Here is a 19,454-nt window from a genome sequence, read left to right as displayed (position 1 = left end):
GATGAGTTCCGGAGCCCGGCGGAGTCCGCCTCTGCACAAGCGAAAGCTGCGCACGAGCTCTGTGAGGGAACCATGACCACTCACGCACTACCACCTGTCGTCGACGCCGCAACCTGGGAGCGCAGGCTCGAGGCACTGCGGGCCCGGGAAAAGGCCGCGACGCGTGAGCTTGACGCCATCGCCGCGGAGCGTCGTCGCCTGCCGATGGTCGAGATGCCCGACTGCACCCTCGAGGGCGAGGACGGCCTCGTGCGGCTGGCGGACGTCTTCGAAGGTAAGAGGCAACTGATCGTCTACAACCACATGTGGTTCGCCGGCAAGGAATGGCAGTGCCCGGGCTGCACGGAGTTCACCTCCCAGTACACCCGCCTGGAATTCCTGGACAACTACGATGCGCGATTCGTCATCGTCACCCAGGGCCCGATCAAGGAAGCACTCGTCTACAAGCAGCGGGTCGGCAACCGGATGACGTGGTACTCGACGGCCAACAGCTCGTTCGGGGCCGACGTCGGCGCACCGCCCGACGGGGGATTCGCGGTCAACGTGTTCCTGCGTGACGGCGACACCGTCTATCGCACCTGGCACACCGACGGTCGGGGCACCGAGCAGCTCAGTCACACCTTCGCGCTGATCGATGTCCTGCCGTACGGACGGCAGGAGGAGTGGCAGGACTCGCCCGAGGGCTGGCCTCGGTCGCCTACCTACAGCCGGTGGGCGACGCCCAAGGACATCGCCGCACTCTATGGCTCGGGCTCTGGCGACGGCTCGGCCGATCACGGCCGATGAGCGGGTGGACTCGGTGCTGCTGCCGAAGGTGCGCGACGTGGTGACCGTCGCCCCGCGTCTCCGACGTCAATCAATCCGTTCGCCTGAGGGGCGTAACCGGGACACGGCCAGGAACCGATCGGCTCCTGGAGCGCCGCAACTCAGCCGCGGTCGAGGGACGCCAAATGATCACTTCCGGTCACGGCACTGGCTAGGCTTGTTTCGTGGTCACAGCCTGGGAGCCCGCAGGCGCCGGCGTACTGCGCCTTCCCTCGGGTCGGCTCGTTCGCGGTCGAGGACTCAGCCGACCTCTTCCGGCAGGGCCGTTGCCCACCTTTGCGCTCTATCTACTGGGTCAGGAGCCGCCCTCCGTCGCCTGGGAGGCTCGCTGGCTTCGCTGGCCGGACTTCTGGCTGCCGTCCAACCGCACGGCTACCGCTGACGCGTTGCGCGAGGCATGGATGCGCGCCGAACACGAGCGTGTCGAGATCGCCTGTGCCGGTGGGCACGGACGCACCGGCACGGCCCTGGCCTGTATCGCCGTGCTGGATGGGGTGCCCAGCCACCAGGCGGTCGCCTACGTGCGCGAGCATTACGCGTCACGCGCCGTGGAGACACCCTGGCAACGCCGCTTCGTCTCCCACTTCGAGTAGCCGCCTCGTCAGCAACGGATACCAGCCGCCGCATCAACCCGGCGAACCTTCTCGGTCACAGCACCAGCCTCGGCGGCCCCGGAGAAGTGAGAAGCCTGGTACGCCTCCGGGGCCCGGCCGAGGAGGGAGTCGCACCGCGACCCACTCATCAGTCGCCCGTGAGCAGGTCTTTCTCCCGGTCGAGGCCAGTTGCCTCTCGTTGCCCTTGGGCCCGAGGCTCTGCCGCTGCTAACCACACCGCTCAGCCGCGCCCTGCGACGCCGTGCCGACGATGAGACGCCGAAGCTGGCATTGCCTTGGAGGGAAGGACTGTCGCGGAAGCTGAGCCGGGCGAGCTTCCCGATCACGAGGAAGTCCCCGTCGTCGGCCTCGATGGGGTCCGGACAGGACTGCCCCGTCGCACTGCCCCGCTCGACGGGCATCGATCCCATCCGGCGCGTGAGGGCTAATTGGTGACAGGATCGGTGCCATGGGCACCGAGAGGGTGTGGGCGTACCGAGTGGAGGAGCCACACGGCTCGCACGGCTGGCGCCCCCACGGCGGCCCCTCCCACCGGTGGCGGGGAAGGGTCACCACCGAGTCCCGGAACGAGGACGCCAAATACGTCGCCGCCCTCGTCGCCACCGACCTTGTGACCGAGTGGAAGGTGAACGGCGTCAGCGAGCAGCACGTGCGCGTGATCGTGTGGGCGGGCGAAGAAGGCACCGGCCCCGAGGACGCGGTCTTCACGCTGGAGATCCAGCCCCACGTCGACGGAAAGTGACCAATCGCGGCCGGATCCGCGCGCTGCCGGGATACCGGGTCGTCGAGTCGATCTCCTGGTGTCCGGCCAGTGCAGATCGACGCCCGACACCGCAGCGAGCTCAGACCCACCTCACCTCTGAACGGACGCGCGAGCAGCCTGCCGGCTCCGGCAGGGGCGTACGGAGGCTCCGCTTCGGGGCCGCCGGACGACGTCCAGAAACGCCGACAGCAGCCGGCGCAGCCGCCACCTCCTCCTCACTCGCCCCCCGCCAGGGCCTCCACCACCCGATCGAGCGCCTCGCTCACCTCAGTGCGCATGACCACTCGAAGCGGGTACCTCACCTGCGTTCTTGACCGTCAGCGGCAGCAACTTCTTGCCGGTCGGGCCGATTTGTATGGCCGTATCCATCTGCGGGCACACCCCGCAGTCGAAGCACGGCGTCCAGCGGCAGTCCTCGACCTCCGTCTCGTCGAGGGCGTCCTGCCAGTCCTCCCAGAGCCAGTCCTTGTCGAGGCCCGAGTCGAGATGGTCCCACGGGAGGACCTCCTCGTAGCCGCGCTCGCGGGTGGTGTACCAGTCGACGTCCACGCCGAAGTCCGCCAGGGCCTTGTCCGCGCAACTCATCCAACGGTCGTACGAGAAGTGCTCGCGCCAGCCGTCGAAGCGGCCGCCGTCGTCGTACACCGCGCGGATCACCGCCCCGATGCGGCGGTCGCCGCGGGAGAGGAGACCCTCGACGATGCCGGGCTTGCCGTCGTGGTAGCGGAAGCCGATCGAGCGGCCGTACTTCTTGTCGCCGCGGATCTTGTCGCGGAGCTTTTCGAGGCGCGCGTCGGTTTCCTCCGCCGACAGTTGCGGGGCCCATTGGAACGGCGTGTGCGGCTTGGGGACGAAGCCGCCGATCGAGACCGTGCAGCGGATGTCGTTCGAGCCGGAGACCTCGCGGCCCTTCTGGATCACATGCATGGCCATGTCGGCGATCTGGAGGACGTCGTCATCCGTCTCCGTCGGCAGGCCGCACATGAAGTACAGCTTCACCTGGCGCCAGCCGTTGCCGTAGGCGGTGGCGACGGTGCGGATCAGGTCCTCTTCCGAGACCATCTTGTTGATGATCTTGCGGATGCGCTCCGAGCCGCCCTCCGGGGCGAACGTCAGACCGGACCTGCGGCCGTTCCTCGTCAGCTCGTTCGCCAAGTCGATGTTGAAGGCGTCCACCCGGGTCGACGGGAGCGAGAGGCCGATCTTGTCGTCCTCGTAGCGGTCGGCCAGGCCCTTGGCGATGTCACCGATCTCGCTGTGGTCGGCCGAAGACAGGGACAGCAGTCCCACTTCCTCGAATCCGGTCGCCTTCAGGCCCTTGTCGACCATCTCGCCGATGCCGGTGATCGAGCGCTCCCGGACCGGGCGGGTGATCATGCCCGCCTGGCAGAAGCGGCAGCCACGTGTGCAGCCACGGAAGATCTCGACCGACATGCGCTCGTGGACCGTCTCCGCCAGGGGGACCAGGGGCTGCTTCGGGTAGGGCCACTCGTCCAGGTCCATCACCGTGTGCTTGGACACGCGCCAAGGGACGCCCGACTTGTTCGGGACGACGCGGGCGATACGGCCGTCCTGGAGGTACTCCACGTCATAGAACGCCGGGACGTACACCCCGCCCGTCTTCGCCAGGCGGAAGAGGAGTTCCTCGCGGCCGCCCGGGCGGCCCTCCGCCTTCCAGGCGCGGATGATCCCGGTGGCCTCGAGTACCGCCTGCTCGCCGTCGCCGATCACCGCGCAGTCGATGAAGTCGGCGATCGGCTCGGGATTGAAAGCCGCGTGGCCACCCGCCATCACGATGGGGTCGTCGAGCGTGCGGTCCTTGGATTCCAGGGGGATGCCGGCCAGGTCCAGGGCCGTCAGCATGTTCGTGTAGCCCAGCTCGGTGGAGAAGCTCAGGCCCAGGACGTCGAAGGCCTTCACAGGGCGGTGGCTGTCCACCGTGAACTGCGGGACGCCATGCTCCCGCATCAGGGCCTCCAGGTCCGGCCACACGCTGTAGGTGCGCTCGGCGAGGACGCCCTCCTGCTCGTTCAGGACCTCGTAGAGGATCATGACGCCCTGGTTGGGCAGGCCGACCTCGTAGGCGTCGGGGTACATGAGGGCCCAGCGGACGTCACAGGCGTCCCACGGCTTGATCGTGGAGTTGAGCTCTCCGCCGACGTACTGGATCGGCTTCTGCACATGCGGGAGCAGAGCTTCGAGCTGCGGGAAGACCGATTCGGCAGACATCTCGCGACTTTCGTGAGCTGGAGGTACTGACGGGGATGACCATCAAGCCTAACGCGGCCTCGGCCCCTCCTCGGACGCCCGAGCGTTTGCGGGCGACCCCGGGGGACGGCGCGCGGGCCCGGCACCGGCAGCCGGCCTCCCCGCGCCCGCTCAGACCCGCGCCGTCCCCTGCACCGACCGCCACAGCTCCGGCAGCTCGGCCTCCGCGGCCGCCGCGCGCTGTTCCTCGCGCCCGTACAGGACGCCGTAGGTGAAGGAGTTCTCCTTCGCCGCGTACGCCGTGGCCGACAGCTCCCGCAGTGCGTCCCGGGCCATCAGGCTGTCCTGGTGGTCGCCGAGCAGGGTCTGCAGCGACTTCATCGACTTGACCAGGGACTCGGCGGACTTGCCCAGGGCGGGCGCGGCGGCTTCCGCAGCGTACCGGGTGCGCTTGGCCTTCTTGCGGGCCTCGTGCATCGCCACGTCGCGATCGTGCCCAGGTGGCAGGTCCAGTGCCTGTCCGACCAGGTCGGCGACCTTGCCGAAGTCCTTCCGTACGGCCTTGGCGATCACCTCGGCCGGGTCCTTGGCGGCCGCCTTCAGCAGGGGCGGGGCGGTAACCACGGCGTCCAGGGCGTTCAGCAGCGTCAGGTAGCGGTCGCCGTCCAGGACGGTGATCAGCCGGTTGCGGGAGCCGCCGCGCCGTTCGTTCGACCAGGTCTTCAGGCGTCCCTGGACCGGGCCGGAGACCAGGGACCGCGGCAGTTCGGACAGGGCGGTCATCAGGTGCTCGGTGAGGACTTCCCGGTCGCGGTCGATGCCCAGCTCGCCGGCCAGCCATTTGAGATCGTCGGCGATCGGATCGGTGACGCCTCGGTCCAAGACCTTGGAGAACGAACGGAATGTGCTGCGCAGTCGGCGGGTGGCCACCCGCATGGAGTGCACGGAGTCGAAGACGTCCCGGCGTACCGCGGGGTCCAGTTCGACGATCGCGTCCCGCTGGGCGCGGACGTAGGCGAGGACGTGGTCGCCCGCGGTGACCGGCGACTCCTCTTCCCCGGCCGTGGCCTGCTCGGCCGCGCTGCCGGTCTCTTCCAGGGCCCTGGCCAGCTTGGACGGGGAGGAGGAGCGGCTCACGCCGGCCTTGCGGAGTGTCTTGTCGACCTTGTCGAGGAAGGCGGGGTCGCCGTCGTCGGCCAGTTCGACCTCGATCTCGGTCCACTCGACGGTGCCCGTGCCGCCGCTGAGCCGCTCGGCGCGGACCCGGTCCAGGCTGACTTCGGCGAGCAGGATGCCTTCGGCGTCGACGAGATGGCGGATGTCGCGGGCGGAGCGCAGGCGGACGAGCGGGACGAGTTCGGCGTCGCGGACGCGGGAGCGGGCGAGGCTCGACAGATACCCGGGGACGGTGTCGGAGAGCGGGGCGTGGACCTCGTCGCGCACGCCCTCGGAGACCGGCAGTTTGAGGTGCCAGCCGGCGTCTGCGCCGCCGGTGCGGCGGCGCAGGGTCAGGGAGGCGCCCGCGAGCCTCTGGTCGGCCGTGTCGTAGTAGGTGGCGTCGAGCTGGGCGAGGCCCTTGTCGACGACGGCCGAGACGCCGGCGACGCCGGTCAGGTCGGGCAGGTCGTCCCCGGCCGCGGCCTCGTACTTTCGCTCGATTTCGCGCTTCGTGTCCGCCATGCACCGAATCTAGTGCCAATCGGGCCGGGAAGGCAGGGTCGATCGGACTTCGTCCGGAACCCGTCACCCGCCCCGGCCCGGCCGCGGCCGCGCCCTACGCCGACAGCGGCCGCTGCACCCGGATCGACTGCAGCAGGCCCACCGCCATCCAGACGGCGAACATCGACGAGCCGCCGTACGAGACGAACGGCAGCGGAAGGCCGGCGACCGGCATGATGCCGAGGGTCATGCCGATGTTCTCGAAGGCCTGGAAGGCGAACCAGGCGATGATGCCGGCGGCGACGATCGTGCCGTAGAGCTCGGTCGTCTCCCGGGCGATCCGGCAGGCCCGCCACAGAACGATGCCGAGCAGCACGATGATCAGTCCCGCGCCGAGGAAGCCCAGCTCCTCCCCCGCGACCGTGAAGACGAAGTCGGTCTGCTGTTCGGGGACGAACTGACCCGTCGTCTGCGAGCCGTGGAAGAGTCCGGCGCCGGTCAGTCCGCCGGAACCGATCGCGATGCGCGCCTGGTTGGTGTTGTAGCCGACGCCCGCGGGGTCCAGGTCGGGGTTGGCGAAGGCGGCGAAGCGGTTGATCTGGTACTCGTCCAGGATGTGCAGCTGCCATATGGCGACCGCGCCCAGCGCGCCCGCACCGAGCAGGCCGAACACCCAGCGATTGGAGGCGCCGGAGGCGAGCAGCACACCGAGCACGATGATCACCATGACCATGACCGAACCCAGGTCGGGCATCAGCATGACGATCAGCATCGGGACGGCCGCAAGACCCAGGGCCTGAGCCACGGTCCAATGGTCGGGGTAGGGCTTGTCGCCCGCGTCGACCCGGGCGGCGAGCAGCATCGCCATGCCCAGAATGATTGTGATCTTGACGAATTCGGAGGGCTGGAGGGAGAAGCCGCCGCCGAACACGATCCACGCGTGCGCCCCGTTGACCGTCGCGCCGAGCGGGGTGAGCACCAGCAGGATCAGCAGCACCGAGATGCCGTACAGGATGGGCACGGCCATGCGCAGGGTGCGGTGGCCCAGCCAGATGATGCCGACCATCAGTGCCAACCCGATGCCGGTGTTCATCAAGTGCCGGATCAGGAAGTAGTACGGGTCGCCCTGATTGATCTCGGTGCGGTTGCGGGTCGCCGAGTAGACGAGGGCCGTACCGATCAGGGACAGGGCCAGAGCGGACAGCAGTATCGGCCAGTCCAGGCGGCGGGCCAGGCCGTCGCGGGCGAAGATCCGCGTCCAGGCGGACCGCTCGGGGCCGTATCCGGAGACGGAGAAGTTGTTCGCTCCGGTCACGTCAGGATCCTCCGCCTCTTCTTCGGGCGGGCCGTGCGCCTACGGGTGTCGCGGTTGCCTGTGGACGGCGTGGGGACGACGGCCGAGGGGTTGTCGGTGGGCATCCCCTGCTGGTCCTCGCCATCGGCCCGGTCCGCGTTCGGGTCGTACTTCTCGATCTTCGGGGCCACGATCGACCCGTCCGGCTGGATCTTGGGCAGGTCCTTCTGCGGGGTGTACAGCAGGGCCTTGTTCTTGTCGATCGAGCCGTCCTTCTGCACGCCGTACAGGGCGTCGTAGATGTGGCGCACGGCCTCACCGGAGGCTCCGGAACCCGTACCGGCCTGGGAGATGGTCATGATGACCGCGTAGTCCTTGGAGAAGGTGGCCAGCCACGACGTCGTCTGCTTGCCGTAGACCTCCGCGGTACCGGTCTTGGCGTGCAGCGGGATCTTGTCCTGCGGCCAGCCGCCGAACTTCCAGGCCGCGGTACCGCGGGTGACCACGCCCGCGAGGGCCTGCTCCATGACGTCCCGCGTCTTCTGGTCGATCGGCAGCCTGCCGTGCGACTTGGGCTTGATCTCGGTGACGTGCCTGCCGTCGGGGCTGACGATCGCCTTGCCGATGGTCGGGTTCCACATGGTGCCGCCGTTGGAGATCGCCGAGTAGATGACCGCTTCCTGGATCGGCGTCAGAAGCGTGTCGCCCTGGCCGATGGAGAAGTTGATCGAGTCACCCTCGCGCATCTTGTTGCCCTCGAGGCAGTTCTCGTACGCGATCTTCTCGACGTAGTCGCCGTCTTTCTTGCCGGTCCTGCACCAGGCGTCCTTGTTGGCCTCCCAGTACTTCTGCTTCCACTCGCGGTCCGGGACGCGGCCGGAGACCTCGTTGGGCAGGTCGATGCCGGTGGGCTTGCCGAGGCCGAACTGGTGGGCGGCCTTGTAGAAGTAGTCCTTGGGCCGGCCCTTCTTGGGGTTGATGCCGCCGTCCTTCTTCCACTCGTTGTCGGCGAGGTAGTAGAAGACGGTGTCGCAGGAAACCTCCAGGGCACGGCCGAGCGAGATCGGGCCGAAGCTCTCGCCCTCGAAGTTCTTGAAGACCTGGCCGCCGACCGAGTACGAGCTCACGCACGGGTAGTTGCCGTCGAAGGCGTAGCCGGCCTCGATGGCGGCGGCCGTGGAGACGACCTTGAAGGTCGAGCCGGGTGCCGACTGCCCCTGGATGGCACGGTTGAGCAGCGGGTAGTCGGAGTCCTTGCCGGTGAGCTGCTGGTAGTCCTTGGCGGAGATGCCGCCGACCCAGACGTTCGGGTCGTACGTCGGGGCGGACGCCATGGCGACGATGCGGCCGGTCTTGGCCTCCATCACGACGACGGCACCGGAGTCGGCCTTGTAGTTCTCGCCGGTGATGTCGTCGAACTGGGTGCGGGCGATCTTCATCGCGTTGTCCAGCTCGTACTCGGCGACCCGCTGCACCCGGGCGTCGATGCTGGTGATCAGGTTGGAACCGGGCTCTGCGGGATCGCTCTTGGCCTTGCCGATGACACGACCGAGGTTGTCCACCTCGTAGCGGGTGACGCCGGCCTTTCCGCGCAGCGCCTTGTCGTACTGACGTTCAAGTCCGGAGCGGCCCACCTGGTCCGAACGCAGATACGGCGAGTCGGTGTCCTTGGCCTGCTGGATCTCGTCGTCGGTGACCGGCGAGAGGTAGCCGAGGACCTGGGCGGTGTTGGCGTCGCCGGGGCTCGGGTAACGGCGCAGGGCCTCGGGCTCGGCGGTGATGCCGGGGAAGTCCTCGGAGCGCTCGCGGAGCTGCAGGGCCTGACGGGGCGTCGCTTCGTCGGTGATGGGGATCGGCTGGTAGGGCGAGCCGTTCCAGCAGGGCTGGGGCGTCTCGGCGTCGCACAGGCGGACCTTGTCCATGACGTCCTGCGGCTTCATGCCGAGGACGCCCGCCAGCTTGGTGAGGACCCCCTTGCCGTCGTCCTTCATCTTCAGCAGGTCGGTGCGCGAGGCGGACACCACGAGCCGGGTCTCGTTGTCGGCGATCGGGACACCACGCGCGTCCAGGATCTCGCCGCGGACGGCGGGCTGGACGACCTGCTGGACGTGGTTGCCGGAGGCCTCCTTGGCGTACTCGGAGCCGTTGCGGATCTGCAGGAACCACAGACGGCCGCCGAGGGTGCCGAGGAGCGAGAGGACAAGGATCTGGATGACGACGAGACGGATCTGGACGCGGGGGGTCCGGCCGGTCTCGGGGATATTGGTCACTGCTGCGGCCCCCTCTCAGTGCACATGCGCGTCATACGAGTACCCGACCAACCTGTGTGACCAGGCGGCCGGCTTGCGGGTTCTCACAGCTTCTTGACCCCCTTGATGCGGCCCGCACGGGCCACCCGGGCCTTGGCTGCCTTGACCCGCAGTCCGCCGCGCTGGCTGCCGATACGCAGTCCGGTACCGGAGGAGAGCCAGCCGGTGGAGACGGCGGCCGCCTTGGTGGAGTTGGAATCGGCGAGCGGGTCGTTCTCGGCACGGCGGGCCAGGGCCATGACCCCCGGGACCACGAAGGGCGCCAGCAGCAGGTCGTACAGGGCTGCGGTGAACAGCAGGCTGCCCAGGCCCACATGGCGGGCGGCGGTGTCGCCGACGAGGGCGCCGACGCTCGCGTAGAGCAGGGTCGAGCCGACCGCGGCGGCGACCACCACGGCCATCGGGCCGGTGGCGGACTTCAGACGGCCGCTCTCGGGCCGGGCGAGTCCGGCGAGATAGCCGATGACGCACAGCACGAGGGCGTAGCGTCCGGCGGCGTGGTCGGCGGGCGGGGCGAGGTCGGACAGCAGGCCCGCGCCGAAACCGACGAGACAGCCGCCGACGTGACCGTAGACCAGCGCGAGACCGACGACGGTCAGGAGCACCAGGTCCGGTACGGCGCCGGGGAGATGGAGGCGGGCGAGCACACTCACCTGGATCACCAGGGCGACGACCACCAGGGTGGTGGCGAGCAGCATCCGGTTGAAGCGCATCTGGTTCAGCTCCTAGGGCGTCTGCTGCTGGTCTTGGTATTCGTTGGAGGCCGAGGGCGTGACGGTGACGGTCACGGTCGGCGTGGGCGTCGGCTGGGGCTTCGGGGGCAGAACGGTGTCGCGCGGATCCTTCTTGGGCGCCTGGACGACGACACCGACGACGTCGAGCTTGGTGAAGGACGCGAACGGCGTGACGTAGATGGTGCGGGTCAGGTCGCCGCCGGAGGGGTCGACCCGGGAGACCACGCCGACCGGGACGCCGGGCACGAACGGCCTGTCGGCCTGCGACCCGAAGGTGACCAGCCGGTCGCCCTTCTTCACGCCGGCCTTGCCGTTGAGCAACTGGACCCGCAGCGGACGGTCGCCCTGCCCGGAGGCGAAGCCGAGTTCGTCGCTCCCTTCCATTCGGGTGCCGACCGTGAAATCGGGGTCGTTCGCCAGCAGCACGGTCGAGGTGTTCGGGCCGACGGTGGTGACGCGCCCCACCAGCCCGTCGCCGTTGAGGACGGTCATGTCGCGCTTGATGCCGTCGGCGGCGCCCACGTCGATGGTGACGGTCCAGGAGAAGCCCTGGGCCGCTCCTATCGCGATGACCTCGGCGCCCTTGATGCCGTACTGTCCCTCGCCCGCCACCCGGAGCATGTTGTCGAGCTGCTTGAGGCGGCTGCGGTCGCGGTCGTCGCTGCCCAGCTTCGCCTTCAAGGCGGCGTTCGAACGCTCCAGTTGGGCGATGCGGTCGTGCCGGCTGCCGGAGTCGCGTACGGCCTCGATCGCGTTGCCCACGGGGTCGACGGCGGTCGACACACCGTTCTCGATCGGGCCGAAGACCGTGGCAGCGGCCTGACGGGCACCTTCGACCGGTGAGTCCTGGCCGCCGCGGATGTCCACCGTGATCAGAGCGAACGCGATGGCGATCAGCAGCACCAGGAGCAGCCGGCTCTCTCGTGTGTCCCTCACGTGCGGCGGCCGTGCCTTCCTCGTCGGAATGTGTCGGGCGGGCCCCCCGGGTGCGCGGTGCCCGGTGGACGAACCCGACGAGCAATACCTGGCAGGCACAACCCGGCGGGCAGAACCCAGAGGTGGTATAGGGGAGTTTAAGCCTCTATATCAGCGATCCGCCGCACGAGAGGAAGATCGTCTCGTACGGCGGAACCGACCCGTTGCGTCATCTGCGGGGCTGGGCGTCCAGTACCTGCTGGAGCGCCTCGAACTCCTCGACGCACTTGCCGGAGCCGAGCGCCACGCTGTCCAGCGGGTCCTCGGCGATGTGGATCGGCATGCCGGTCTCCCGGCGCAGCCGCTCGTCGAGGCCGCGCAGCAGGGCGCCGCCACCGGTGAGGACGATCCCCCGGTCCATGACGTCGCCGGACAGTTCCGGCGGGCACTTGTCGAGGGTCGTCTTGACCGCGTCCACGATGGCGTTGACCGGTTCCTCGATGGCCTTGCGGACCTCGGCCGCCGAGATGACCACGGTCTTGGGCAATCCGGAGACCAGGTCCCGGCCGCGGATCTCGGTGTGCTCGTCGGAGTCCAGCTCGTACGCCGAACCGATCGTGATCTTGATCTGCTCCGCCGTCCGCTCACCAAGGAGGAGCGAGTACTCCTTCTTGATGTGCTGGATGATCGCGTTGTCCAGTTCGTCACCCGCGACGCGGATGGACTGGGCGGTGACGATGCCACCGAGCGAGATGACCGCGACCTCTGTGGTGCCACCGCCGATGTCCACCACCATGTTGCCCGTGGCCTCGTGGACCGGCAGGCCGGAACCGATGGCGGCGGCCATGGGCTCCTCGATGATGTGCACCTGGCGTGCACCGGCCTGGGAGGACGCCTCGATGACAGCACGACGCTCGACGCCCGTGATGCCCGACGGCACACAGACGACGACCCGCGGACGAGCCAGATACCGCCGCTTATGGATCTTCAGGATGAAGTAACGGAGCATCCGTTCGGTGATCTCGAAGTCGGCGATCACACCGTCCTTCAGAGGGCGCACCGCGACGATGTTGCCCGGGGTCCGGCCGATCATCTTCTTCGCCTCCGCACCGACCGCCAGGATTCCACCGGTGTTGGTGTTGATCGCGACGACGGACGGCTCGTTGAGTACGATCCCGCGACCCCTGACGTACACCAGCGTGTTGGCGGTCCCGAGGTCGACAGCCATGTCACGGCCGATGAACGACATTGAGTTCCCCATGAGGATTCGTCTGGCCTTCCCAAGTTGAGCGTTTGATGGCTTTTGTTGGGGCGGCGAAGTGGGTGCTGTGACGTGAAGGCTTACATCGTAGTCTCGCCCGCACGAAACATTGCGCGAGGGTCTTCGCCATTGTCAGCAGATGACGCGTCGCCTCGCTTGTGGAGACGGACGTTCAGGGGTTGCCGTTCCCCCGAACGACACGCATATGCCGCGGGACGGCCGGGTTTTACGAGGCCGGAATTTTCAGCCACCCCCGTTACGGCATCCGGGTGACGTGACAAACCCTCAGGAATTGTTCACAAGACGCGTTCAGAAGTTCATCGGCCGGACGCTCAGAAGCGCCCGGGGAAGAAGATCTTCAGCTCGCGCTCGGCGGACTCCTCGGAGTCGGAGGCGTGGATCAGATTCTCGCGAACGATGACACCGTAGTCGCCGCGGATGGAACCGGGCGCGGCGGCGATCGGGTCGGTGGGTCCCGCGAGCGCCCGCAGGCCCTCGATGACCCGCTCGCCCTCGACGACGAGCGCGACGACCGGGCCGGAGGCCATGAACTCCACCAGCGGCTCGTAGAAGGGCTTGCCCTGGTGCTCGCCGTAGTGCTGCTCGAGCGTGTCCTGGTCCAGCGTGCGCAGCTCCAGCGCACTGATGGTCCAGCCTGCCTTGCGCTCGATACGGCTGATGATCTCGCCGATCAGCCCACGACGGACGGCGTCGGGCTTGAGGAGGACGAGGGTGCGCGCGGTCACGAAAGAGCTCCTTAATCGGTGGTGCGGGAGGATGAGGCTACAGGGCGCAGCCGGGTGGTTGTCACTCAGCGTCAGGTTGCGCGGTTACCGTCCCGGGACCGCGTCCCGTGCAGGTGTGGGCGACTGCGCGACCGGACGCACGCGACCCCGACCCGGGACGACGGCCGAAGGGCTGCGGCACCGTCGTACAGGGGGCGGGGCGCGGCGCTGCGACGGTCCCGGGCACCGCGCTAGGCCGGACTGCTTTCGTCGCTCTCGGCCGCCGCAAAGCGGGCCTTCGCCTCGTCGATCTTCCTCCCGTAGTGGACCGACGCCCACCACAGCGCCGCGAAGACGGCGCCCAGGAAGAACATCGAGGGGACCACGAACCCGGCGGCGATCAGCGCGATCTGCAGGGCCCAGCCCAGCTGGACGCCGCCGGGGCGGGTGATCAGGCCGCAGAGCAGGATGCTCAGCGCCATGGCGACGCCGCTGACCGTCCAGACCGTGCCGGTGGACAGATCCGGGTCCTTCATCGCGACCAGACCGGCAAAGCCGATGACGAAGAACTCGCCGATCAGAGTCGAAGCACAGAGCGTACGCATGACGGATCAGCCCTTCCCCAGAAGCAGTCGGGCCTCGCCGACGGTGATGACGGAACCGGTGACGAGGACGCCTGCGCCGGCGTACTCCCCCTCCTCCTCGGCGAGCGTGATCGCGGCCTCCAGAGCGTCGGGCAGCCGGGGCTCGACCTGGACGCGTTCCTCGCCGAAGACCTCCACCGCGACGGCGGCCAGTTCGTCGGCGTCCATCGCACGGTGACTGGAGTTCTGAGTGATCACGACCTCGGTGAAGATCGGCTCGAAGGCCTCCAGAAGACTCCGGACGTTCTTGTCGCCGCTCACACCGACGACGCCGATCAGGCGGCTGAAGTCGAAGGCCTCACTCACGGCGTCGGCGGTGGCGCGGGCGCCCGCCGGGTTGTGAGCGGCGTCCAGAACCACGGTCGGGGAGCGCCGTACGACCTCGAGACGGCCCGGGGACGACACCGACGCGAATGCCTTGCGGACCGTGTCCGCGTCCAGCGGCCCGGGCCGCTGGGAGCCCACCCCGAAGAACGCCTCGACCGCGGCGAGCGCAACGGCGGCGTTGTGGGCCTGGTAGGCGCCGTGCAGCGGCAGGTACATCTCGCCGTACTCGCCGCCGAGGCCGCGCAGGGTGAGGAGCTGGCCGCCGACCGCCACCTGCCGCGAGACGACACCGAACTCCAGGCCCTCGCGGGCGACGGTCGCGTCCACCTCCACGGCCTTCTTCAGCAGCACCTGGGCCGCGTCGACCGGCTGCTGGGCCATGATGACAGTGGCGCCCCGCTTGATGATGCCGGCCTTCTCCTGGGCGATATCGCCGGGCGTGCCGCCGAGCCGGTCGGTGTGGTCCAGGTCGATGGGGGTGATGACGGCGACGTCCCCGTCGATCAGGTTCGTCGCGTCCCAGCTGCCGCCCATGCCGACCTCGACGACCGCGACGTCGACGGGGGCGTCCGCGAAGGCCGCGTACGCCATGCCGGTGAGGACCTCGAAGAAGGAGAGACGGTACTCCTGCTGTCCGTCGACCATCTCGACGTACGGCTTGATGTCGTCGTAGGTCTCGATGAAGCGCTCGGCGGAGACGGGGGCACCGTCGAGGCTGATGCGCTCGGTCACCGACTGGACATGCGGGCTCGTGTACCGGCCCGTGCGCAGCTCGAAGGCGCCGAGCAGAGCCTCGATCATGCGCGCGGTGGACGTCTTGCCGTTGGTCCCCGTGATGTGGATGGACGGATACGACCGCTGCGGCTCCCCCAGCACGTCCATCAGCGCCGAGATGCGGCTGACGGACGGCTCCAGCTTGGTCTCCCCCCAGCGCGTGGCCAGTTCTGCCTCGACCGCCCGCAGCGCCCTGTCGACCTCGGGGTCGGCGGGGCGGCCGGGCACGTCTGCCTGCGGCGGGGCCCCCTGCGTGCGCAGGGTGCGGCTGCCGGCCTCGATCACCGCGAGATCCGGATCGCGGTCGGTCTCGGCCACGACGATGTCTTCGAAGGGATCGCTCTCATTGGGGTCAAGCGGAGGCAGGTCACTCACGATGCCAGTCTACGGAGCACGGGTGACAGGCGCGGCCGCGGGCAGCCGTGCCGCACAGTAACGCCGGGAGCCCGGGAAGAGACCCCTGCGGGCGCGTGCGGGCACGCCCCGCTCGTCGCGGCGGTGAATCCCTGCGCCACCGCCGCGCTCGGCAGCCGCACGCGCGGAACGCCCGGCCGGGAGATCCCGGCCGGGCGTTCCGCGTGAACTGTGCGCGGCCTGCTCGCGTCACCGCGCCGGGCCCCTACTCCTGCGGCAGGCGCTCCAGCTGGGCCTGGATCCGCGCGATGTCCTCGTCGGCCTTGGCGAGCCGTGTGCGGATCTTCTCCACGACGTGGTCCGGCGCCTTCGCCAGGAACGCCTCGTTGCCGAGCTTCGCCGTGGCCTGGGACTTCTCCTTCTCGGCCGCGGCGAGGTCCTTCGCCAGACGCTTGCGCTCAGCCGCCACGTCGATCGTGCCGGACAGGTCCAGGGCCACCGTGGCGCCCGCGACCGGCAGGGTCGCCGTCGCCGTGAATCCCTCGCCCTCGGGCTGCAGACGCAGCAGCTGGCGGATGGCCGCCTCGTGCACCGCGAGCGCCGTGCCGTCCAGCGTCAGCCTGGCAGGGACGCGCTGGCCGGGCTGCAGGCCCTGGTCGGCGCGGAAACGCCGGACCTCGGTGATGACCGACTGGAGGGTCGCGATCTCCCTCTCGGCGGCCGCATCGCGGAAGCCGCTGTCGCGCGGCCAGTCCGCGATGACGACGGACTCACCGCCCGTGAGGGTGGTCCACAGCGTCTCGGTGACGAACGGGACGATCGGGTGGAGCAGCCGCAGGGTCACGTCCAGGACCTCGCCCAGGACACGCTTGCCGATCTCGGCCGCCTCGCCACCGGCCTGGAACGTCGTCTTGGACAGCTCGACGTACCAGTCGAAGACCTCGTCCCATGCGAAGTGGTAGAGGCCCTCGCTGAGCTTGGCGAACTGGAAGTCCTCGTAGTACGCGTCGACCTGCGCGACCGTCTCGTTCAGGCGGGAGAGGATCCAGCGGTCGGTCGCGGACAGCTTCGACGCCTCCGGCAGCGGCCCTTCGACCGTGGCGCCGTTCATGAGCGCGAAGCGCGTCGCGTTCCAGATCTTGTTGGCGAAGTTCCGGGACGCCTGGACCCAGTCCTCACCGATCGGGACGTCCGTGCCGGGGTTGGCGCCACGAGCGAGCGTGAAGCGCAGCGCGTCGGAGCCGTACTTGTCCATCCAGTCGAGCGGGTCGACCACGTTGCCGAACGACTTCGACATCTTCTTGCCGCGCTCGTCACGGACCAGGCCGGTCAGGGCGATGGTCGTGAAGGGGACCTCGCCGTCCATCGCGTACAGACCGAACATCATCATCCGGGCGACCCAGAAGAAGATGATGTCGTGGCCGGTCAGCAGGACGTCGGTCGAATAGAACTTCCGCAGGTCCTCGGTCTGTTCGGGCCAGCCGAGCGTGGAGAACGGCCACAGGCCGGAGGAGAACCAGGTGTCCAGGACATCGGTGTCCTGGTGCCAGCCCTCACCCGTCGGCGGCTCCTCGTCGGGGCCGACGCAGACGACCTCGCCGTCGGGGCCGTACCAGATCGGGATCCGGTGGCCCCACCACAGCTGGCGCGAGATGCACCAGTCGTTCATGTTGTCGACCCAGTCGAAGTAGCGCTTCGACATGTCCTCGGGATGGATCTTGACCCGGCCGTCGCGGACCGCGTCACCCGCGGCCTTCGCGAGCGGGCCGACCTTGACCCACCACTGCATGGACAGGCGCGGCTCGATGGTGGTCTTGCAGCGCGAGCAGTGGCCGACGGAGTGGACGTACGGGCGCTTCTCGGCGACGATCCGGCCCTGCGAACGCAGTGCGGCGACGATGGCGCTGCGCGCCTCGAAGCGGTCGAGGCCCTGGAAGGGGCCGTGGGCGGTGATGATCGCCCGCTCGTCCATGATCGTGATCGACTCGAGGCCGTGGCGCTGGCCGATCGCGAAGTCGTTCGGGTCGTGCGCCGGGGTGACCTTGACGGCACCGGTGCCGAACTCGGGGTCGACGTGGGGGTCCGCGACGACGGGAATGCTGCGGTCGGTGAGGGGCAGCTTGATCCGCCTGCCGACCAGATGCCAGTACCGCTCGTCGTCGGGGTGAACGGCGACAGCCGTGTCACCGAGCATGGTCTCGGCGCGGGTGGTGGCGACGACGACGGTGTCGTCCCCTTGCCCGTACTTGATGGAGACGAGCTCGCCGTCGTCCTCCTGGTACTCGACCTCGATGTCCGAAATGGCCGTCAGACAACGGGGGCACCAGTTGATGATGCGCTCGGCGCGGTAGATCAGCTCGTCTTCGTAGAGCTTCTTGAAGATGGTGAGGACAGCCTTGGACAGGCCCTCGTCCATGGTGAACCGCTCGCGGTTCCAGTCCACTCCGTCGCCGAGCCGGCGCATCTGGCCGAGGATCTTGCCGCCGTACTCCTCCTTCCACTGCCAGACGCGCTCGACGAACGCCTCACGGCCGAGGTCCTGGCGGGACTTGCCTTCCTCGGCGAGCTGCTGCTCGACCTTGTTCTGGGTAGCGATACCGGCGTGGTCCATGCCGGGCAGCCACAGCGACTCGAAGCCCTGCATCCGCTTGCGGCGGGTGAGGGCGTCCATGAGCGTGTGCTGGAAGGCGTGGCCCAGGTGCAGGCTGCCGGTGACGTTCGGCGGCGGAATGACGATGGTGTACGGAGGCTTCTCGCTCTTGGCGTCGGCCTCGAAGTAACCGCGCTCCACCCAGCGCTCGTACAGCGGCCCCTCTACGTCGGCCGGCGCGTACTGGGTCGGCAGTTCGGTGTCGGGCGCTGTTGGCTGCTGATGAGCGTTCTCGGTCACGGGGTCAGTTTAGGGGTGTCATGGGCCCGTCCCGAAACGCGATTCTTTCGTAACGGTGAGGCCACCCGGTGGCACGGCGTTCGTCCGCTTGCGCCAGGATGTCGGGAGTACATAAGAGTCTCTGGAGGGGAACCCAGAAGATGAGCTACAACCAGCCGGGCCCGTACGGCGGGCAGCCCCAGCAGCCCGGGCCGTACGGCCAGCCGGGTCCCTACGGCCAGCCGCCGCAGGCACCCCAGCCCGGCTACGGCTACCCCCAGCAGGCTCCGCCGTCCCCCGGCTACGGCTACCCGCAGCAGGCCCCCCAGGGTGTGCCGCCGCAGTCCAACCCCTACGGGCAGCAGCCCACGCAGCCCTACGGTCAGGCCCCCTACGGCCAGCAGCCCTACGGCGTCCCGCAGCCGCCGGCGCCGGACGGCAGCAAGAAGCGGACCGGTCTGATCATCGGCGCGGTGGCGGTCGTGGCGGCGATCGCGGTGGGCGCGTACTTCGTGATCGGCGGGGGCGGCGGCGCCGGCTCGGTGCCGGACGACGGCCCGCACAAGCTGTCGGCGCCGGCTACGGTCATCGACGGTACGTACAAGAAGGCCGGCAGCAGCACTTCCCCGGACTCGATGAGCGACGACGACCTGGCGGACTTCGAGAAGTGGGGGGTGAAGAACCCCAAGGACGTCAGCGCCGGGTACCAGAACGGCACGGGAGTGTCCGCCAAGAACCTCACCTTCGGCGGCGTCTACGGCACCATCGACGACCCCGAGGCCGTGGTGGACGCCATGTTCGCCAAGATCAAGTCGGAGTCCGAGAAGGACAAGACCAGCAAGGGCCAGCTTCTCGGCAGCCCGGAGACGGTTCACCCGGCCGGCTTCGCGAACGGCATCATGAAGTGCCAGGTGGCCCAGTTCGAGAACGACGACGCGTCGAGCAAGAGCGCCGGTGCCGCGAAGAGCGTGAAGATGCCCATCTGCATCTGGGGCGACCACAGCACCGTCGCGGACGTCACGGCGTTCAGCTTCGCCTCCATGGCCACCGGCAACGCAGGATCGATCGACGAGACGGCCGACCTCGCCGCCAAGCTCCGCAACGACGTGCGCGTCAAGGCCTGACGTCTTACGCCCCAACGGTGAAGGGGCCCCGGTCGATTGACCGGGGCCCCTCACT

Annotated in this window: 15 protein-coding genes; 4 read left to right on the top strand and 11 right to left on the bottom strand. The window is 68.7% G+C overall.

What is annotated here, in order from left to right:
- Positions 1-72 precede the first annotated feature (72 nt).
- From VXC91_RS16010 to VXC91_RS16000, 3 genes are all read left to right on the top strand, one after another.
- Entirely contained in the window at positions 73-786 is a 714-nt protein-coding gene (locus VXC91_RS16010) for a DUF899 domain-containing protein (RefSeq protein ID WP_329507936.1), read from the top strand.
- Positions 787-989: 203 nt separating this feature from the next.
- Positions 990-1,418 carry a protein-tyrosine phosphatase family protein gene (locus VXC91_RS16005; protein WP_329507935.1) on the top strand — a complete coding sequence of 143 codons (429 nt, stop codon included), beginning with the start codon at positions 990-992 and terminating at the stop codon, positions 1,416-1,418.
- 469 nt (positions 1,419-1,887) lie between these two features.
- The gene (locus VXC91_RS16000; protein ID WP_329507934.1) at positions 1,888-2,181 is read left to right on the top strand and encodes a hypothetical protein; all 294 of its coding nucleotides are present in this window, start codon (positions 1,888-1,890) and stop codon (positions 2,179-2,181) included.
- 288 nt (positions 2,182-2,469) lie between these two features.
- On the opposite strand, the gene VXC91_RS15995 is transcribed toward VXC91_RS16000, so the two are convergent.
- The 11 genes from VXC91_RS15995 to VXC91_RS15945 form a co-directional block, all read right to left on the bottom strand.
- The gene (locus VXC91_RS15995; RefSeq protein ID WP_329507933.1) at positions 2,470-4,431 is read right to left on the bottom strand and encodes a TIGR03960 family B12-binding radical SAM protein; all 1,962 of its coding nucleotides are present in this window, start codon (positions 4,429-4,431) and stop codon (positions 2,470-2,472) included.
- 150 nt (positions 4,432-4,581) lie between these two features.
- Positions 4,582-6,090, bottom strand: coding sequence for a CYTH and CHAD domain-containing protein (locus VXC91_RS15990; protein ID WP_329507932.1), 1,509 nt, complete (start codon positions 6,088-6,090; stop codon positions 4,582-4,584).
- A 94-nt stretch (positions 6,091-6,184) separates the two neighbouring features.
- Complete coding sequence (gene rodA / locus VXC91_RS15985; RefSeq protein WP_329507931.1) at positions 6,185-7,384, bottom strand: rod shape-determining protein RodA; 1,200 nt, start codon at positions 7,382-7,384, stop codon at positions 6,185-6,187.
- On the bottom strand, positions 7,381-9,633 hold the full coding sequence (gene mrdA / locus VXC91_RS15980; RefSeq protein ID WP_329507930.1) for a penicillin-binding protein 2: 2,253 nt from the start codon (positions 9,631-9,633) through the stop codon (positions 7,381-7,383). Before mrdA ends, rodA begins: the two co-directional genes overlap by 4 nt.
- 83 nt (positions 9,634-9,716) lie before the next feature.
- On the bottom strand, positions 9,717-10,385 hold the full coding sequence (mreD, locus tag VXC91_RS15975) for a rod shape-determining protein MreD (RefSeq protein WP_329507929.1): 669 nt from the start codon (positions 10,383-10,385) through the stop codon (positions 9,717-9,719).
- Positions 10,386-10,397: 12 nt separating this feature from the next.
- Entirely contained in the window at positions 10,398-11,342 is a 945-nt protein-coding gene (mreC, locus tag VXC91_RS15970) for a rod shape-determining protein MreC (RefSeq protein ID WP_329507928.1), read from the bottom strand.
- 208 nt (positions 11,343-11,550) lie between these two features.
- Complete coding sequence (locus VXC91_RS15965) at positions 11,551-12,570, bottom strand: rod shape-determining protein (RefSeq protein WP_329507927.1); 1,020 nt, start codon at positions 12,568-12,570, stop codon at positions 11,551-11,553.
- Positions 12,571-12,914: 344 nt separating this feature from the next.
- On the bottom strand, positions 12,915-13,328 hold the full coding sequence (gene ndk, locus VXC91_RS15960; protein WP_329507926.1) for a nucleoside-diphosphate kinase: 414 nt from the start codon (positions 13,326-13,328) through the stop codon (positions 12,915-12,917).
- Between the two features lie 230 nt (positions 13,329-13,558).
- The gene (locus VXC91_RS15955) at positions 13,559-13,912 is read right to left on the bottom strand and encodes a DUF4233 domain-containing protein (protein ID WP_329507925.1); all 354 of its coding nucleotides are present in this window, start codon (positions 13,910-13,912) and stop codon (positions 13,559-13,561) included.
- Positions 13,913-13,918: 6 nt separating this feature from the next.
- Complete coding sequence (gene folC, locus VXC91_RS15950) at positions 13,919-15,427, bottom strand: bifunctional tetrahydrofolate synthase/dihydrofolate synthase (protein WP_329507924.1); 1,509 nt, start codon at positions 15,425-15,427, stop codon at positions 13,919-13,921.
- 244 nt (positions 15,428-15,671) lie between these two features.
- On the bottom strand, positions 15,672-18,296 hold the full coding sequence (locus VXC91_RS15945) for a valine--tRNA ligase (protein WP_329507923.1): 2,625 nt from the start codon (positions 18,294-18,296) through the stop codon (positions 15,672-15,674).
- A 140-nt stretch (positions 18,297-18,436) separates the two neighbouring features.
- Here VXC91_RS15945 and VXC91_RS15940 point away from each other — a divergent pair, with 140 nt between their 5' ends.
- Entirely contained in the window at positions 18,437-19,399 is a 963-nt protein-coding gene (locus tag VXC91_RS15940) for a hypothetical protein (RefSeq protein ID WP_329507922.1), read from the top strand.
- The last annotated feature ends 55 nt before the right edge of the window (positions 19,400-19,454 follow it).

The sequence above is a fragment of the Streptomyces chiangmaiensis genome, assembly GCF_036281785.1.
In the GTDB taxonomy this organism is placed as follows: Bacteria; Actinomycetota; Actinomycetes; order Streptomycetales; family Streptomycetaceae; genus Streptomyces; species Streptomyces chiangmaiensis.
The sequence above is the reverse complement of the archived record's forward strand: the minus strand, read 5'-3'. Positions and strand labels throughout refer to the sequence as shown.